This window comes from Allobosea psychrotolerans (assembly GCF_002917105.1).
GTDB classification, from domain to species: Bacteria; Pseudomonadota; Alphaproteobacteria; order Rhizobiales; family Beijerinckiaceae; genus Allobosea; species Allobosea psychrotolerans.
In genome coordinates, this window is the sequence record NZ_PQFZ01000013.1 from 118,400 (window position 1) to 134,299 (window position 15,900).

Annotated in this window: 12 protein-coding genes; 6 read left to right on the top strand and 6 right to left on the bottom strand. The window is 65.5% G+C overall.

The features are described 5' to 3' along the window. Positions 1–37 precede the first annotated feature (37 nt). The 4 genes from scpA to CYD53_RS20375 all read right to left on the bottom strand — a co-directional run bounded on the left by scpA (position 38) and on the right by CYD53_RS20375 (position 5,666). Complete coding sequence (gene scpA, locus CYD53_RS20360) at positions 38–2,203, bottom strand: methylmalonyl-CoA mutase (RefSeq protein WP_103719911.1); 2,166 nt, start codon at positions 2,201–2,203, stop codon at positions 38–40. After that, positions 2,200–3,033: a bifunctional hydroxymethylpyrimidine kinase/phosphomethylpyrimidine kinase gene (gene thiD, locus CYD53_RS20365; protein ID WP_103719912.1), complete on the bottom strand. Its 834-nt coding sequence runs from the start codon at positions 3,031–3,033 to the stop codon at positions 2,200–2,202. Before thiD ends, scpA begins: the two co-directional genes overlap by 4 nt. Next, positions 3,030–3,326, bottom strand: coding sequence for a helix-turn-helix domain-containing protein (locus tag CYD53_RS20370; protein WP_103719913.1), 297 nt, complete (start codon positions 3,324–3,326; stop codon positions 3,030–3,032). The genes thiD and CYD53_RS20370 overlap by 4 nt, the downstream gene beginning before the upstream one ends. Before the next feature lie 354 nt (positions 3,327–3,680). Continuing rightward, on the bottom strand, positions 3,681–5,666 hold the full coding sequence (locus CYD53_RS20375; protein WP_245928350.1) for a methylmalonyl-CoA mutase subunit beta: 1,986 nt from the start codon (positions 5,664–5,666) through the stop codon (positions 3,681–3,683). Between the two features lie 121 nt (positions 5,667–5,787). Between CYD53_RS20375 and CYD53_RS20380 the strand changes: the two genes are divergently transcribed. Further along, positions 5,788–6,879 carry a DUF4399 domain-containing protein gene (locus CYD53_RS20380; protein ID WP_245928351.1) on the top strand — a complete coding sequence of 364 codons (1,092 nt, stop codon included), beginning with the start codon at positions 5,788–5,790 and terminating at the stop codon, positions 6,877–6,879. 127 nt (positions 6,880–7,006) lie between these two features. Continuing rightward, positions 7,007–8,101, top strand: coding sequence for a formylglycine-generating enzyme family protein (locus CYD53_RS20385; RefSeq protein ID WP_103719915.1), 1,095 nt, complete (start codon positions 7,007–7,009; stop codon positions 8,099–8,101). Positions 8,102–8,409: 308 nt separating this feature from the next. Here the strand turns inward: CYD53_RS20385 and CYD53_RS20390 are convergent, their stop codons facing one another. After that, a complete protein-coding gene (locus CYD53_RS20390; protein ID WP_103719916.1) occupies positions 8,410–10,569 on the bottom strand; it encodes a COG3904 family protein in 2,160 nt (719 codons plus the stop codon). 392 nt (positions 10,570–10,961) lie between these two features. Between CYD53_RS20390 and CYD53_RS20395 the strand changes: the two genes are divergently transcribed. The 4 genes from CYD53_RS20395 to CYD53_RS29985 all read left to right on the top strand — a co-directional run bounded on the left by CYD53_RS20395 (position 10,962) and on the right by CYD53_RS29985 (position 15,136). Beyond that, the gene (locus CYD53_RS20395; protein WP_103719917.1) at positions 10,962–11,810 is read left to right on the top strand and encodes a lysophospholipid acyltransferase family protein; all 849 of its coding nucleotides are present in this window, start codon (positions 10,962–10,964) and stop codon (positions 11,808–11,810) included. Between the two features lie 404 nt (positions 11,811–12,214). Then, positions 12,215–12,514, top strand: a complete 300-nt coding sequence (locus tag CYD53_RS20400) for an acyl carrier protein (protein ID WP_181011954.1) — start codon at positions 12,215–12,217, stop codon at positions 12,512–12,514. 14 nt (positions 12,515–12,528) lie between these two features. Next, positions 12,529–13,740: a beta-ketoacyl-[acyl-carrier-protein] synthase family protein gene (locus tag CYD53_RS20405; protein ID WP_103719959.1), complete on the top strand. Its 1,212-nt coding sequence runs from the start codon at positions 12,529–12,531 to the stop codon at positions 13,738–13,740. Between the two features lie 688 nt (positions 13,741–14,428). After that, positions 14,429–15,136 (top strand): hypothetical protein, encoded by a 708-nt coding sequence (locus CYD53_RS29985; RefSeq protein WP_146055958.1) that lies wholly within the window; start codon positions 14,429–14,431, stop codon positions 15,134–15,136. Between the two features lie 180 nt (positions 15,137–15,316). Here the strand turns inward: CYD53_RS29985 and CYD53_RS20410 are convergent, their stop codons facing one another. Then, positions 15,317–15,703: a hypothetical protein gene (locus CYD53_RS20410; RefSeq protein WP_103719919.1), complete on the bottom strand. Its 387-nt coding sequence runs from the start codon at positions 15,701–15,703 to the stop codon at positions 15,317–15,319. Positions 15,704–15,900: the final 197 nt, after the last annotated feature.

The window sequence follows — 15,900 nt, forward strand, 5'->3', positions numbered from 1 at the left end:
CTCGCCCGATTGCGCGAACGATATCCAGCCGCCGGGATTACTCGGCGGCTGATTTTTGCGTGTAGCCGAGCCGCTGGTTCAGCTCCTCCAGCAGCTTCTCGGCCGCATCGGCGATGACCGTGCCGGGCGGGAAGATCGCGCTGGCGCCGGCCTCGTAGAGCGCCTCGAAATCCTGCGACGGGATCACGCCGCCGACGACGATCATGATGTCGGGCCGGCCGGCCTTGGCGAGCGCGCTTTTCAGCTCCGGCACCAAAGTGAGATGCCCCGCCGCGAGCGAGGAGACGCCGACGATATGGACGTCGTTCTCGACCGCCTGGCGCGCCGCCTCGTCGGGGGTGGCGAAGAGCGGCCCGATATCGACGTCGAAGCCGAGATCGGCGAAGGCGGAGGCGATGACCTTCTGGCCGCGGTCATGCCCGTCCTGTCCCATCTTGGCGACGAGGATGCGCGGCCGGCGGCCATCGGCCTCCTCGAAGGCCTGAGTCATCATCTGCACGCGTGTCACGGCTGGGTTCATGGTGCCGACCTCCCGCTTGTAGACGCCCGAGATCGACTTGATCTCGGCCCGGTGGCGGCCGAAGACCTGCTCCATCGCCATCGAGATCTCGCCGACGGTGGCTTTCGCGCGCGCCGCCTTGACCGCGAGGTCGAGCAGGTTGGCGTCGCCCTTCGCGCCATGGGTCAGCGCGGCGAGCGCAGCCTGAACGTCGGCCTCGACGCGCTCGGCCTTGAGCCGGCGGAGCTTCTCGAGCTGCTGCTTGCGCACCGAGGCGTTGTCGACCTTGAGCACGTCGATCATGGCCTCGTTCTCAGGCTTGAACATGTTGACGCCGATGATCGCCTGCTGGCCGCCATCGATGCGGGCCTGGGTCTTGGCGGCGGCCTCCTCGATGCGCAGCTTCGGGATGCCGGCCTCGATCGCCTTGGCCATGCCGCCGAGCGCCTCGACCTCCTGGATATGCGCCCAGGCTTTCGCCGCAAGCTCGGCGGTGAGGCGCTCGACATAATAGGAGCCGCCCCAGGGATCGATGATGCGGCTCGTGCCGCTCTCCTGCTGCAGCAGGATCTGGGTGTTGCGGGCGATGCGGGCGGAGAAGTCGGTCGGCAGCGCCAGCGCCTCGTCGAGCGCATTGGTGTGCAGCGACTGGGTGTGGCCCTGGGTCGCCGCCATCGCCTCGATCATGGTGCGCGGCACATTGTTGAAGACGTCCTGCGCCGTCAGCGACCAGCCCGAGGTTTGGCAATGCGTGCGCAGCGGCAGGGATTTTTCGCTCTGCGCGCCGAAATCCTTGACGAGCTTGGCCCAGATCAGGCGGCCGGCGCGCAGCTTCGCCACCTCCATGAAGAAGTTCATGCCGATGGCCCAGAAGAAGGACAGGCGCGGCGCGAAGACATCGACGCTCAACCCCGCACGCTGGCCGGCGCGGATATATTCGACGCCGTCGGCCAGCGTATAGGCGAGCTCCAGGTCCTGCGTCGCTCCCGCCTCCTGCATGTGATAGCCGGAGATCGAGATCGAATTGAACTTCGGCATGTTCTGCGAAGTGTAGGAGAAGATGTCGCCGATGATCCGCATCGAAGGCGTCGGCGGATAGATATAGGTGTTGCGGACCATGAACTCCTTGAGGATGTCGTTCTGGATGGTCCCTGAGAGCTTGGCCGCCGGCACGCCCTGTTCTTCGGCCGCGACGATATAGAGCGCCAGCACCGGCAGGACCGCGCCGTTCATCGTCATCGAGACGCTCATCTGGTCGAGCGGGATGCCGGAGAACAGCGTGCGCATGTCGTAGATCGAGTCGATCGCGACGCCGGCCATGCCGACATCGCCGCCGACGCGGGGATGGTCCGAATCATAGCCGCGATGGGTGGCGAGATCGAAGGCGACCGAGAGGCCCTTCTGCCCGGCGGCGAGATTGCGCCGGTAGAAGGCGTTGGAATCCTCGGCCGTGGAGAAGCCGGCATATTGCCGGATCGTCCAGGGCTGGTTGACATACATCGTCGGGTAAGGCCCGCGCAGATAGGGCGCGATGCCCGGCAACGCGTCGACGAAGGGCAGGCCGTCGCGGTCCTGCGGCCCGTAGACCGGCTTCACCGGAATGCCCTCCGGCGTCAGCCAGTCCGCACCGGTTGCGGGCGCGGTCGTCGCAAAGGGAGCGCCGTCGGCAAAGGCCAGCGTCGTGAAATCCGGGATCGCGGTCATGGCTTTCTCCCGTCGGATTGATCCCACCAATGGTGGAAATGATGCACCGGTCCGTGGCCATGGCCAACCTGAACCTGGTCTGCGGCGGCGATGGCCGCCGAAATATAGCTCTTCGCCCGGGCGACGGCCTCGGGCAAAGCGAGCCCCTTGGCGAGGCCCGCCGCGATCGCCGACGACAAGGTGCAGCCCGTGCCATGGGTGTTGCGCGTCGCCAGGCGCGGCGCGTTGAAGCGCTGGCGCGCGCCGCCGGAGAGCAGCAGGAGGTCGCTGCTGACCTCGCCCGCACCATGCCCGCCCTTGATCAGGACGTTGTGGGCTCCAAGCGCGGCAAGCTTGCCGGCCTGCTCGTCGATTGCCGCATCGGTCTCGGCGATGCCGGTGTGCAGCAGCGTAGCGGCCTCCGGCAGGTTCGGCGTGATCAGCGTCGCCAGCGGGAAGAGCTGGCGGCGGATCGCGTCGACGGCGTCGTCCTGCAGCAATTTCGCGCCCGACGCCGCGACCATCACCGGGTCGAGCACGATGTTGCGGGCCTTGTGGCGGATCAGCCCGGCAGCGACGGTCTCGATCAGCTCTGCCGTCGCCAGCATGCCGATCTTGACGGCAGCGACATCGAGATCCTCGAACACCGCGTCGAGCTGCTGGGCGACGAAATCTGCCGGCACGGCATGGATCGCGCGCACGCCGGTCGTGTTCTGCGCGGTCAGCGCGACGATGACGCTGGCGCCATAGACCTGATGCGCCGCAAAGGTCTTGAGATCGGCCTGGATACCGGCGCCGCCGCTGGAATCGGAGCCGGCGATGGTCAGGGCGATGGGGGGCGTCGTGCTCACTCGGCGGCTTCCAATGTGATCCTGAGTTTGGTGCCCGTGGCCTGGGCGTAGCGCTCCAGCGTGCGGGTCGAGGGCTTGCCACGGCCGCTTTCGAGCCGCGCGATCACGGACTGCGTCGTGCCCATGCGCTGGGCAAGCTCTTCCTGCGTCAGGCCGGCCCTGGTGCGGGCGCGGATCAACGAGGTCAGCAGGGCGAATTCCTCTTCGAGCGCGTCATATTCGCGCTTGAACTCGGGGTCGCTCATCTGTGCGAGACCCCATTCCCGAACGCTGAGTGTCTGGTCCTTTGTCATGTCACGCTCTTTGTCATGTCACGCTTCTGGCACGCTCCCGCGCGAGGCGAAGTTCCTTCGTCTGGACATGTGAGCCCTCATCCTGAGGAGCCGCGAAGCGGCGTCTCGAAGGATGCTCCAGCTTGCACTGGAGCCTCCTGGAGCATCCTTCGAGACGCGCTCCTGCGGAGCGCTCCTCAGGATGAGGGCTCGCGGAGTTTCCACATGGACGCTCAGACCTTCTCTGACGACCAAGGCTCCGTAACGGAATAGCTTCGAACTCATATCGGCGGGGAGCGCGTCGGCTTCCTCGCGCACGAGTTCGTTCAAAAATGAAAACGACCATCCTGATATCGTGTTCATAGCAAATTTGCGCTAATCGGGCAATGCCGAGATGGCAAGCGCGCTTTCGAGCAGGGCCACGACATCGCAGCCGGCATGGATGAAGTCGCTGACACCGGCCGCCCTGAGCGCGGCCTCGCTCTCGCCTGGCCGCCCTGCAAGCCAGATCGTCGCGCCGGCTTGCTGGAGCACCGTGGCGGCTGCGGCCGCCTCCGCCGCATAGCGCTCATCCGAGCCGCAGAGGCAGGCGAGGCGCGCGCCCGATGCCTTGTAGGCTGCGACGAGGGCCGCAAGATCGGTCGCACCGTCCTTGGCGAAGCCGTCATCGCTGCGCGCCGCCAGCCCCCCGGTCTCGAACAGGTTGCGGGCGAAGCCGGCGCGCGCGGTGAAATCGGCGATCGGCCCCAGCGTCGCCAGGAAGACGGTCGGGCGCTCGGGGAAGGCGTCGGCCTTGTCGCGCAGGGCCTCGAACGCCTCGGCCAGACGATGCGAGGGCAGGGGCTCGGCTCGCAGCGCCTCTTCCGGCGCGCTCAACGCCTGCTCGCGCGTCGCGCCCTGAGCCAGCCGGGCGATGAGGTCGCCCTGGTCCTGGGTGCTCGCCTTGGTCGCGGAGGGGCGGGCTGCCCGGCGCGCGGCGGGCGCGACATCGAGCACGCTGACGGGGGCCTCTTTCAGATTGGCGAATTCGCTCGTCCCGGTGATCGGCTCGCGGCGCGTGGCGATCGCCTTGGCGCGCGCCTCCCTCTGGCGGGCGAGGCCTGCCTGGACATGGCCGTTCGTCAAGGCCGAGACGATGCCCGGCAGGCCGCCCTGGGCCTCGCGCTCGAGGTCCTGGAACTTGCTCCAGCCCTGCTCGCAGAGCGCTTGGGTCAGGCTCTCGAAGCTGCCGGCCCCGGCGGCGGGGTCGGCGACGCGCCAGAGATTGGCCTCTTCGAGCAGCACGAGCTGGGTGTTGCGCGCGATGCGGCGGGCGAAAGCGTCGGGCAGGCCGAGCGCCGCCGTGAAGGGCAGGACGGTGAGGCTGTCAGCGCCACCGATCCCGGCCGAGAAGGTCGCGATCGTGCCGCGCAGCATATTGACCCAAGGGTCGCGCCTGGTCAGCGAGCGCCAGGCGGTCTCGGCATGCAGGGGCATCGGCTTCGGCGCGAGCCCGCAGGCCGTCTGCACGCGCTCCCAAAGCAGCCGGGCGGCGCGGAACTTGGCGATGGTCATGAACTCGTCGGTGTCGGCGACGAGGACGAAGGAGATCGCGTCGCGCGCCTCATCCAGCGCCATGCCTTGCGCTTCGAGCGCGCGCAGATAGGCGACCGCCGTGGCAAGCGCAGCGCCGAGTTCCTGCGCCTCGCTCGCCCCGGCCTCGTGATAAAGCCGGGCGTCGGCGCTGAGGAAGGGGCCCTTGAAGCCGCGCTCCCTCAGCGCCCGGACCGTCTCCGCCAGCCGGCGGCCGATCTCGGGCCAGGATGCGGCGAAGACGCCTTCGCTCGCCAGCAGCCCGATCGGGTCGAGTCCGAAATCGACCGCGCCGCGATCGGGCGCGATGCCGCGCTTCTCGAACAGGGCCGCCAGCAGGAGCGCATTGACGCGGCCCTGCGGGGCTGGGTCGAGCCGCAGCCGGATCAGCTCCAGCATGACGCCGTCAAGCGCTGCATCGAGCGCGGCGACATCGCCCGCGACGAGCCCGTGGCCGCGCGCCGCACGCGCCCCCACGAAGGACAGCGCCAGCGAATCCGCCCCGCCTTCGAGATCGGCCAAGGCGAGTTCCTGGGCTTGCGCCGGTTCGGGATGGTCGACGCGTGCCGCGACATGCCAGCGGCCGGCCTCGGCGCGCAGCGGCCTCTGCGTCGGGCTGGCGGCGGCATAAAGCGGCTCGATGCGGATGCCGTCGGCGCTGCGGCCGACCAGCCGCTTCTCGAAATCGGCGCCCTTCAGGACCTTGTCGACCGCGCCCCGCCATTGCTCCAGGGAGGGCGAGGGAAAGGCGTTCATGAAAGGCAGGTCTGACAATGCGGCCGCGTTCATCTGCGCTTGTGCTCCCTCTGCCCTGCCATTGTGCAATCGCGAAGCGCTGATTGCCATGGGTGCGGGCGCACCGCCATGCCTAGTTCGTCGTAAGGGGCGTGCGTGAATGTGGTGTGGTGGGGTGAAGGAAGTTAGCAGGCCAGACGGTGAAGTTGATGGTGCTGGCGGGTCTCAAGGCATTGTCGACAGTGGCAGCGCAGCCCCGAAAATGACGAGCGCTCGTCCCTTCTCCCCTCGCGGGAGAAGGGGAACGCGCAGCCCCAAGTCCCCGGCCATGCCGGCGATCATCGCCGGAGCGCAGTTTTTTGCCTTTCCAGGGCCGGTTTGCTACTCCTGTTGCGCTACTCCTGTGACGAGCTGGTTGCGAAGGAGCTGGATCATGCTGGATCGTTATGCCTTGCGGGCCTTGGCGGTGTGTTCGATCCTGCTCCTGACGCCCGCGCTCGCCCCGGCGCAGACAGCGCGCACGCCGATCCGGCCCGATGCCGTGGTTTCTTTCACGGATCTCAAGGATGGCGCCGTCATTCCGCCGAAGCTCACCCTCAGGTTCAGCGCATCCAATTTCGAAGTTGTTCCGGCGGCGGTCGCGAAAGCCAATTCCGGCCATCACCATCTTCTGATCGACAGCCCGGTGCCGCCGCTGGGCGAGCCGATTCCGAGCGATCCCGGCCATCTGCATTTCGGGCGCGGCCAGACGGAAGCCGAGCTTGTTCTCGCTCCGGGTCCGCATACGCTGCAATTGCTGCTCGGCGACCATGACCATGTGCCGCATAATCCTCCGATCATGTCCGCGGTGATCCACGTGACGGTGTCCGACAAGGCCACCGCGCCCGGGCGCACGGCGTCGCTGCCGGATTCGGAGGTCTATTTCATCGGCCTTTCCAACGGCTCGGTCGTCCCGCAAAACCTGACGGTCCGGTTTGGACTGCGCAATATGGGGGTCGCCCCGGCAGGTGTCGTCAAGGCCGGCACCGGGCATCACCATCTCATCATCGACCGGCCTACACCCGCTTTGGGTGAGCCCATCGCCAGCGATCCGAACCATCTCCATTTTGGCCGCGGTGAGACTGAGAAGAAGATCACGCTGACACCCGGCCGGCACACGCTGCAGCTCGTGCTGGGCGATCAAGACCATATCCCGCATGATCCGCCGGTCATGTCACGGCGGATCGAAGTGAGGGTGGTGAGGCCGCACAGGCAGCGGCGCTGGTAGACAGGTGCGGGAGAGACAGGAGTGGATGTCGAAAAACGTCGGCGCGGCGCGAGTAACTCTGATCCGATGATTGTAAGATCTTTAGAATCTTGCCCCGCTCCCGGTATTTCGCAGACGATGGTAGTCCATGGCAGCTGAATTGAATGTGATCCTGGGCTCCGGCTTTCCCTATCTGACGCCTGCATCCAGGCTCGTGGCTGTCGCATTGGGCCTCATCGTCTGGCTGTTGCCGCATCCGGCTTGCGCCGGGTCATCGACGCCGCGCCCTCCCGGCGCTATTGTTCTGGCTCAAGCGGCCCCGGCCGCGCCGGCCGCTGATGCAGGCAGCCTCGAAACCCGCTACTGGAATTCGATCAAGGACAAGACGGATCTCGGCGATTTTCGGATTTATCTCGATGCCTGGCCAAACGGGCTCTATGCAGCCGAGGCGCGCGCCCGGATCGAGCGCTTGAGCGGCAAGGCGCCGCCCCCCTCTGCGCCCGCTCCCGCTGCGCCGGTCGCGCCTGCCAATGCTCCCTTGCAGGATTGCGCCGAGTGCCCGCCGATGATTCCCATCGCAGCGGGCGCTTTCGCCATGGGATCGACCGAACAGTTCCGCTTCGAGGCGCCGGTCCACACCGTCACCATCCGGAAGCCGTTTTATATCGGCCGCACCGAAGTGACCTACGATGAATGGGATGCCTGCGTCGCGGCCAAGGGCTGCGCGTTCTCGCCGGACGATCGCGGCGCCGGCCGAGGCAAGCGGCCGGTCGGCAATCTGAGCTGGGAGGACACGCAGCAATACGTCGCCTGGCTGTCGAAAAAGACCGGCCAGAGCTATCGGCTGCCGACCGAGGCCGAGTGGGAATACGCCGCGCGCGCAGGCCGGGCCACCAGCTATTTCTGGGGCAAGACGATGGAAAAGGGGCGCGCCAACTGTTCGGGCTGCGATGGCGCGCGCTCGACCGGCGCGGTTGCCGTCGCAAGCTATCCGCCCAATGGTTTCGGCCTCCATGACATGTCGGGAAACGTGGCGGAATGGGTGGAGGACTGCTGGAACGACAGCTACAGATCCGCCCCCGCCAATGGCTCGGCCTGGGTGAAGCCGGGCTGCAAGGAACGCGTATTGCGCGGCGGGTCGTTCAGCAGCGAGCCGCAATATGTCCGTTCGGCCTCGCGCTTCAAATATGATTTTGATGTGCGCTTCCAGACCAACGGCTTTCGCGTTGCGCGGGAGCGGTAGGCTGTTTGGAAGGTTGTGGCTGGCTTTACTCAGATGACGAGGAAGCCGGTCTTCAGAAAATTTGGCCACGCTATACCCGCAGCAAACTGGATTCGCGCTGCGCCGTGGGGGCCGATCGGCCTTGGCCGCAGCGATGGGACGCTCAGCCCTGAGTTCCAGGCTGAACAAAGCGCCATTGTGCCCGCCGATATGCGTCCAGCCCCCGACAAGGCGATGAGGCCGACCCAGCCGTTGCCCGCAAGGCCAGCGGCAATACCGATAGCATGTCCTTGGCCATGCCGGCGGTCATCGCTTTCAAGCTTCGCCCATTACTGTGTCTCGAAGCTGCGCAGGATGAGCGCGGCTTCGGCCGGGGGCAGCGCCAGGATCTCCTGATACATCGCCGCCGTGATGTTGCAGTAATCCGCATGCAGCACTGGCGGAACGGAAGGCAGCTGGAAGATGCCCAGCTTCTCCGCGGTAAAGCGTTTGGCGAGTATCGCCTGCACCCGGTTCATCAACGTTTCCAGGATCTGCGGGTCGATCGGCGGACGTGGCGCGGAGGTGGCGATCGCTTGCTCGCCGAGCGCCAGTTCACGCTGGATCGAAGCCTGCGGCACCTCGTTCGAGATGTTCACCGGGCCGCCGACACCCGTGACATAGCGATAGCAAAGGCTCGGGTTTCGCTGCCCCAGCGCGACATAACGGTCCAGGGCCACCTTGGCGAACCCGATGAGCACGGCGTCGTCCGCCCTGGCCTTGTTGACTTGGATGACCTGTATCAGCTGCTCGCGGAGCGCGGCTATGAGTTCGGTTTCCGACAGGCCGTTCATATAGCCATCGTAATAAGTCCCGGCGATCCGCTGGAAATCCTGGGGAAGACGGGCCTGCATGGCGCCGAATGCCGGAATATTTTTCGCCAGGTTCTTGGCGAACAGCTCTACAGCCGCGCGCGTCTCATAGCCGGACGCCGCAAATTCGGAGCCGTCGGCAATGCTCGTGACGGCCCGGGCGGCGGTCAATTCCGGCATTGTGGGGTACCAGATCTCGGCGCTGGGCACGGCGAGGGCCCGATCGACGAAGCTCTGGGCAAAGCCCGCAGTTCTGTACTGCGTCTTCCATGCGCTCGCGGCGGCCTCCAGATCGGCGGTCGTCGTGCCCGGGAATGCCGGCCCGTGGAAGCCGAGCTTGCCGCTCCTGTGGAGCCATCGCTCTCGGCCCGCGGCGAAGGCCAGTGTGCAGGCGGATTCGCAATGCGTCGGCACATAGGTGAGCAGGCCTCTGCGGCTTATCGCCTTGCCCAGCTTAGCAGCTTCGCCGAGGCGGCCGCCCCCGCTGGTGAGATGCACCACCCTGATCTGCGGGGAGGCGCTGACGACGCGCTCGAAATCGGCGGTCAAGCCGAATTTGAAGCCGCCGGAGACCTCTATCTCGGTGCCGTTCCTCATGACGCGAAGCGAGTAGGCCGGCATCCGCGGATCGCCCCGGAAAGCCATATCGTAGGTCTCGGCCAGTTGCAGCGCGCCGCCCTGCGCGAAATCCGCAAGGGTGCGGACCACGCCGAGCACCAGCATGATCTTCGCAGCCGTCGCCCAGCCCGTGCCGAGATTGGCAGCGGTCCTGCACGCAGCATGATGGGTAGCGGACCGCCAGGTGCCGACGACCTGCCAGAACAGAACGACGAAAACGATCGACCAGGTGGCGAGCCGAAGCCAGAAGATCGGTCCTGGATCGAAACCTTTATCCGTGGAGAAGAGCAGCCCGACGCCGGTGATCGCGCCCAGTGCGAGCGCGTAGCCGACGACGGCAACGCCCCAATACGACCATGCCAGCGAGTTTTCGCCGCGCCAGTGCTGGGCGATGAAGTTTATGGATCGGCGCGCGGGGAGGACACTGATCGGGCCGGGGCCAGGGGTGGTCGCAAGCTCGCCGGCGACCGGCGAGATCAGAGACTCCCTGTGTTCCAGCCCAGGAGATGTCCCGTCGCGCTTGATCGCCCGTCTCAACCCCCATTTCGATACGAGCGAGACGAGGAACCCGAGGAGGGCCGCTGATCCCACAAAGCCAACGCAATATCCGGCGTCCTCGGCCGCGTTGCCGGACAGGGCGAGACGATGGCCTTCCCGCCACTGGAACAGGAACTCTATGAGCAGCAGCGCGCCGGTGAGAACCGCTGCGCCCGTGACGAATCTGGGCGTGATCCGTCCGACCGCTTCCGTCGGGCTGCGCCGGAAGGGCTTGCGCAGGCCGAAACAGGCCAGAAGCCCGACGAGACCTGAGAGGAAGGCGAATGCAGCCGAAGTCGCGAGATGAGACGTGACGAGGCTCGGCGACACCGTACCTGAAGACAGCAGCGTGAGAAGCAAGGATGCCGTGGAGATTGCCAGGCCGATGATGCCGACATTGCGGCCCCATCTCAGCGGCAGGTGCTGCAACCAGCTCTGGGCATGCGACAGCGGAGCGAGATGCCGTTGGTCAGGGGCTATCATTACTCCGCCATTGCAAGCGTTGGTTGTGCAAGCACCATAGCCTGAGCAGGGTGAGCTATCGCAAGCTTCAAGTGGTCTTCCACGCAAAAATCGTCATCGCTGGCAGAAGGGTGGAAAGGGCGGCTCGACAGCTGGAAGTCCGCCATATGAATTGGCCCCGCACAAGGTGATGACCATCAATATCGGCTTCCCGGCGGCTGGCCCTGGCGATCTCGCGCGCGACACTCAAGCCATGGGTCCCTGCCTGAACAAAGCGCCGCTTTGAAGCGTCGCCCCGATGAGGCTATAGGCTCGAGCCGGCCTGCCGCCCGACACTGCGTCCGCAGGGTGGCTTGCCCGCCCGCATCGTCGAGCGTTCTGCCCGACAGACCCTCTGGTATGGATCGTGACCCATGCAGACCCTGGAGCGCGTGCTGCATCACGCCATGCGGCACATGCCGATCGGGTTCGTCTCGAATCTCGGCGCCCGCCTGGCCTGGCTCAAGATCCGCTTCATCGACCCGGATGTCGCCCGCAAGGCCCGCGCCAATATCCGTCGGCATTTCCCGGCCATGCCCGAGGCGCAGGTCGAGGCGCTGGTCTGGCGCTTCGTCGACAATGTCGGGCGCTTGATGGCTGAGTTCTCCATCGTCCATCGCCTGACCTCCGCCAGGCGGATGGAACTCGTCGGCATCGAGGCCCCCCGCGCCAATCTCGGCAAGCTCCCGACCATCGCGCTGTGCCTGCATCTCGGCAATTGGGAGGTGGTGGCTGCAGCGATGCAGAAGATCGGCGTTTCGATCGCCTCGATCTCCGAGGTTCCGGAGAATGCGGCCCATCGCGACATCGCCGATGCGACGCGCAGCGGCCTCGACGTCAAGGTGCTCTCCCCCGACCGGATCGGCGCGCTGCAGGCGCTGTCCATCCTGAAGGGTAACGGCGTCCTTGCCGTCTTCCCCGACGAAAAGCGCGGCGGCACGATGATGGCGCCGCTGTTCGGGCGCCCGCCTCACATCAAGGGCAATCTTGCCCTGGTGGCCAAGCTCGCCCGGCGCACCGGCGCGCAGCTGGTCGTGGTCTATTGCGAGCGTCTCGAAGGCGTCCGCTTCAAGCTGCATTTCGAGGAGCCGTTCTTCATGGATCCCGACAGTGACGACGCGCTCGCCGACGTCGCCCTCATCAACAGCCGGATCGAGCCGATCATCCTGCGCCACCTCGCGCAATGGTATTATTTGGACGATTCGATCGGGCCCATCGCGTAGCGACTGTTTGATCCTGACGGCCTTCAGCGCTGGGCGATGGCGTTGTTCTCTGCCGTCATTCCGGGGCAGGCCGCAGGCCTGAGCCCGGAACCCAGAACCGATGCGTGTCCTCGTGAAGCGAGCCGGCTGCCCCGCGCCGTCTCAAGCAGCGGTATCGGTTCTGGGTTCCGGGCTCGATCCTTCGGATCGCCCCGGAATGACGGCGGGTAGATAGTCAGGACAGAGCCATTGACATCATTGGCTTCATTGCGGGTCAGCCTCTCAGGATGAGGGCCGGAGTGTCCCGGCGTCCCGCTTGCATGCTCCGCACCGGTTGCGCGCTGAACCGATAAGCGGTTTACGGCCCTGGCGGACTCAAGCCAATGTGCGGGTGGGCGAAGTCGAATGAGGAAAGCACCAAGACCATGACGAGTGAGGCGCCAGTGGTCACGATCGATGTCCTCATCGAGATGCTCAAGCAGGTCATTGCGGAAAACGCATCGCGCGGCCGGGGAAAGCTTGCGCCCGTTGCCTGGGGACCTGAGACCCTGCTCGAGGATACCGGCTTCAACTCCTATGATTTCGTCGAGATCATCTTCAAGCTCGAAGACCATTTCAACATCGAGATCGACTACAACGCCAACAACAACATCAACGATGTGAAGACGATCGGCGAGCTCTGCGACGAAGTCGGCAAGCTCGTGGCCAAAAAGCGGGCAGCATGAAGGCAGGCGGCGGCATGAAAGCAGGCGGGACGACGCGGATCGTCGTCTCCGGCCTCGGCATCGTCTCCCCCGTCGGTTGCGACACGGACAGCTACTGGCAGGCTCTGCTGGCGGGGCGCGGGAGCGTGGGCGAAGCCTCCGCCTTGCCGGGCAAGGGCATCCGCGTCGCGGAAGTCCAGGGCGAAGGCTTCATGGCGGGGCTGGAGCTCCCCCGCTCGGCCTGCGACCGCAACGCCCTGTTTGCCGTCGCGGCGGCGCGCCAGGCGCTGGTCGCTGCCGGGCTGGGAAGCGGCCTGCCGCGCCCCGAGCGCGTCGGCGTCATCCTCGGCAACTCCGCCGGTGGGCAATGCAGCGTCGACGACCAGTATTCGAGGCTCTACCAGCTGAACAAGCGCCCGCATCCGATGACCGTGCCCAAGGTCATGGTCAGCTCCTCGGCAAGCTGGGTTTCGATCACCTCGGGCGCGACCGGCCCCTGCTTCGTGACCTCGAGCGCCTGCGCTTCCGCGAGCCACGCCATCGGCATCGCCATGCAGTTCCTGCGCTCAGGCCTCGCCGACATCGTCATCGCCGGGGGTACGGAGGCCCCGCTCTCGGCTGGAACCCTGATCGCCTGGGACGCCATGAAGATCATGTCGCGCAGCCTCTGCCGGCCTTTTGCCGCGGGGCGCGACGGCCTCATGCTGTCGGAGGGCGCGGGCGTCGTCGTGCTGGAGACCGAGGCGCATGCGCGCAGCCGCGGCCTCGAGCCCGCGATCGAGGCGGCAGGCTTCGGCTTCAGCGCCGATGCGGGTGACATCGTCGCCCCCAATGCCGAGGGCATGGTGCGCGCCATGAGCCTGGCCCTGGCTGACGCCGGGCTGGGCGCTGGCGATCTCGCTTATATCAACGCCCATGGCACCGGCACCCGCGCCAATGACCGCACGGAGACGCTGGCCTTGAAGCGCCTCTTCGGCGATCAGCCGCTGCCGCCGGTCTCCTCGACCAAGGGCGTGACCGGCCACGCGCTGGGCGCTGCCGGCGCTTTCGAGGCGATCGCGACGATCATGGCGATCGAGAATGGCATGGCCCCGCCGACCGCCAATTTCGACGCTCCCGACCCCGAATGCGACTTCGACTGCCTGCCCAATCAGGGCCGGGCGATGCCGGTTCCGGTCGCGATGTCGAACTCCTTCGCCTTCGGCGGGATCAACGCCGCGCTGATTTTCAGGGCGCTTGGGGCGTGATGCCGACGGCCTTTGAGCCGGTTTATGGCCAAGGCTCCGCCGTCATTCCGGGGCGATCCGAAGGATCGAGCCCGGAACCCAGAACCGATGCCGCTGCTTGAGAAGGGCAGGGGGGGGCCGGCTCGCGTCACGAGGGCAGGCATCGGTTCTGGGTTCCGGGCCCATGGCTGCGCCATGTCCCGGAATGACGGCGGAGAATAACGTCATTGCTCGGCGCTGAAGGCCGTCCGTATTAGGTCAGGCTGCGATCGGATCGCATCAGAGGGCATGTCATCTCGGACAAGCCGCGTCAGCGGCGCCGATCCGGGATCCATGCCGGAGCAGTTATCGGCAAGGCTCAGGATTGGATCCCGGTTCTCCCTCCGGTCGCCCGGGATGACCAGGCCGTTTCAACCTCAATGCGAAACGCCATAGGCGGTATCGACAGATCTCCAACGGAGGCTCGAAAGAATCCAGAGACCTGGAACGGTCAGCTCACGACGTGCTGCACAAGTTCGTTCACTTTCCAGCAAGACCTCAATCGGCCATTTACCCGTCTATGCTATCTTGGGATATGAGAAGGCCGCTCTCCATACACTCGCTGATGCTGCGCTCGTTGCTTACGGCGGGCTTGTGTCTCGTTGCAGCGTCTTGTGGCGCAGACGATGCGCTAGAGGCATCTCTGAAGCGTCTAGCTACAGATATTCACGTGGCGATCGGAGAGCACGCACTCGTCCTGCCCTTCGTCGCCTTGGAGAACTATGCCTATAGGGGGGCATCCTTTGCTCTTGATCGGGCAGGTGATGGCAAACGTGTAAATGAGGCGGTGAGTAAGCTCCTGCGAGATACCGCTGACCCACGACACCCCTCGGAAATGAACGAGCTTTCCGTGGCGGTTAGAACATACGGATGGAACGACGCCGACATGCGCCAGCGCTTCGTATGTCCTCAACTCACCAGAGAGTGGGCGCGATCGGTATGCGACAATCCATGGGCTGCAACACAGCAAGCCCTTCCTATCAATCGCTTCAAGTTTGTGGATCTCCGCCGACTTCAGGACGTGGGCACCGATGGACCATTCAATTGTACCAAGGAAAGCGAGCCGCTCCGTTTGTTACCCAAAACACTGGGCGAGGTCACCATCGTCTGCCGAGCCGTCGTTCACCCGATGCCAGGCAACGATTTTCATCAAGCGGTGGTGCGGGTTGGCGAGCATCTAGGGGCTGTCTGGATGGTATGGGGCTATGGTCAGAATGGCGAAAGCGCGGAAGCAATGGCTCATCGAGAGGGGCGGGCCATTGTCGCTTTGGTTCAACATGCGCTCGGAACGAGCGAGAACTTTCCAGCGCTCCAGGAAGCGATGTGTCGTCTCCGACGACCGGGCTCTGTCAACAGTCCCAAGGGTACAGATTGCTAAGATGTGCGCGCACGATCCGATCCAGAATAGATGGCACAGCTTCTGACCGGCTACTTATCAGCCGCGATCGCTTCCCACCCAGGCGCGACACTCGCCGCGCCAGCCACCCCTAACTCCCACCACTCAACAAAAAAGCCGCCCATTCCGGGCGGCTTCGCTTGCTGGTCTCTCAGGTCTCGCTTAGACGAACTGACCGAGCCCCGGAATGGCGCCGACGATTGCGCCCATCGTGTCCTCGCCCGCCTTCTCGCGGCCGACCGCGAACATCTCCTTCGAGACCGACTGGATCTGGCCCATCGAGAGGCCGGCGCCCATCAACTGGCCGCCGAGCGCCATGACGCCGCCGCCACCGCCCATCAGGCCGCCGACCATGCCCATCAGCCCGCCCTTGGCGCCGCTCTCGGCATCGGCAAGCTCCTGCGCGCCGGGCAGGGAGGTCATCAGCTGGCCGATCTCGGCCGGCGGGCCTTCCTTCTGCAGGAAGGCGAGAATGATGCCGATCGCCTTGCGGGCGAGGCTCTCATCGAGGCCGGAGGCCGCGATGATGCGGGAGATCAGTTCGTCCATGGGTCTTGTCCCTGTCCTTGGCGGTACGAAATTCTGGCGGCACGGTGCGGTCGCGCGATAGTTCACATATTAACGATCTAATCAAGCGGCCAGGGGCATCCGTCAGAGCGATCGCGTGTGACCCCACAGCCCTCATCCTGAGGAGCGCTTCCGCAGGAAGTGCGTCTCGAAGGATGCTCCAGAAGGCGTTTCTGGAG

What these genes read in the sequence shown, in the direction of transcription:
- scpA (WP_103719911.1), bottom strand. Translation starts at nt 2,203, where the DNA reads ATGACCGCGATCCCGGATTTCACGACGCTGGCCTTTGCCGACGGCGCT.
- CYD53_RS20370 (WP_103719913.1), bottom strand. Translation starts at nt 3,326, where the DNA reads ATGACAAAGGACCAGACACTCAGCGTTCGGGAATGGGGTCTCGCACAG.
- CYD53_RS20375 (WP_245928350.1), bottom strand. Translation starts at nt 5,666, where the DNA reads ATGAACGCGGCCGCATTGTCAGACCTGCCTTTCATGAACGCCTTTCCC.
- CYD53_RS20385 (WP_103719915.1), top strand. Translation starts at nt 7,007, where the DNA reads ATGGCAGCTGAATTGAATGTGATCCTGGGCTCCGGCTTTCCCTATCTG.
- CYD53_RS20390 (WP_103719916.1), bottom strand. Translation starts at nt 10,569, where the DNA reads ATGATAGCCCCTGACCAACGGCATCTCGCTCCGCTGTCGCATGCCCAG.
- CYD53_RS20395 (WP_103719917.1), top strand. Translation starts at nt 10,962, where the DNA reads ATGCAGACCCTGGAGCGCGTGCTGCATCACGCCATGCGGCACATGCCG.
- CYD53_RS20400 (WP_181011954.1), top strand. Translation starts at nt 12,215, where the DNA reads ATGACGAGTGAGGCGCCAGTGGTCACGATCGATGTCCTCATCGAGATG.
- CYD53_RS20405 (WP_103719959.1), top strand. Translation starts at nt 12,529, where the DNA reads ATGAAAGCAGGCGGGACGACGCGGATCGTCGTCTCCGGCCTCGGCATC.
- CYD53_RS20410 (WP_103719919.1), bottom strand. Translation starts at nt 15,703, where the DNA reads ATGGACGAACTGATCTCCCGCATCATCGCGGCCTCCGGCCTCGATGAG.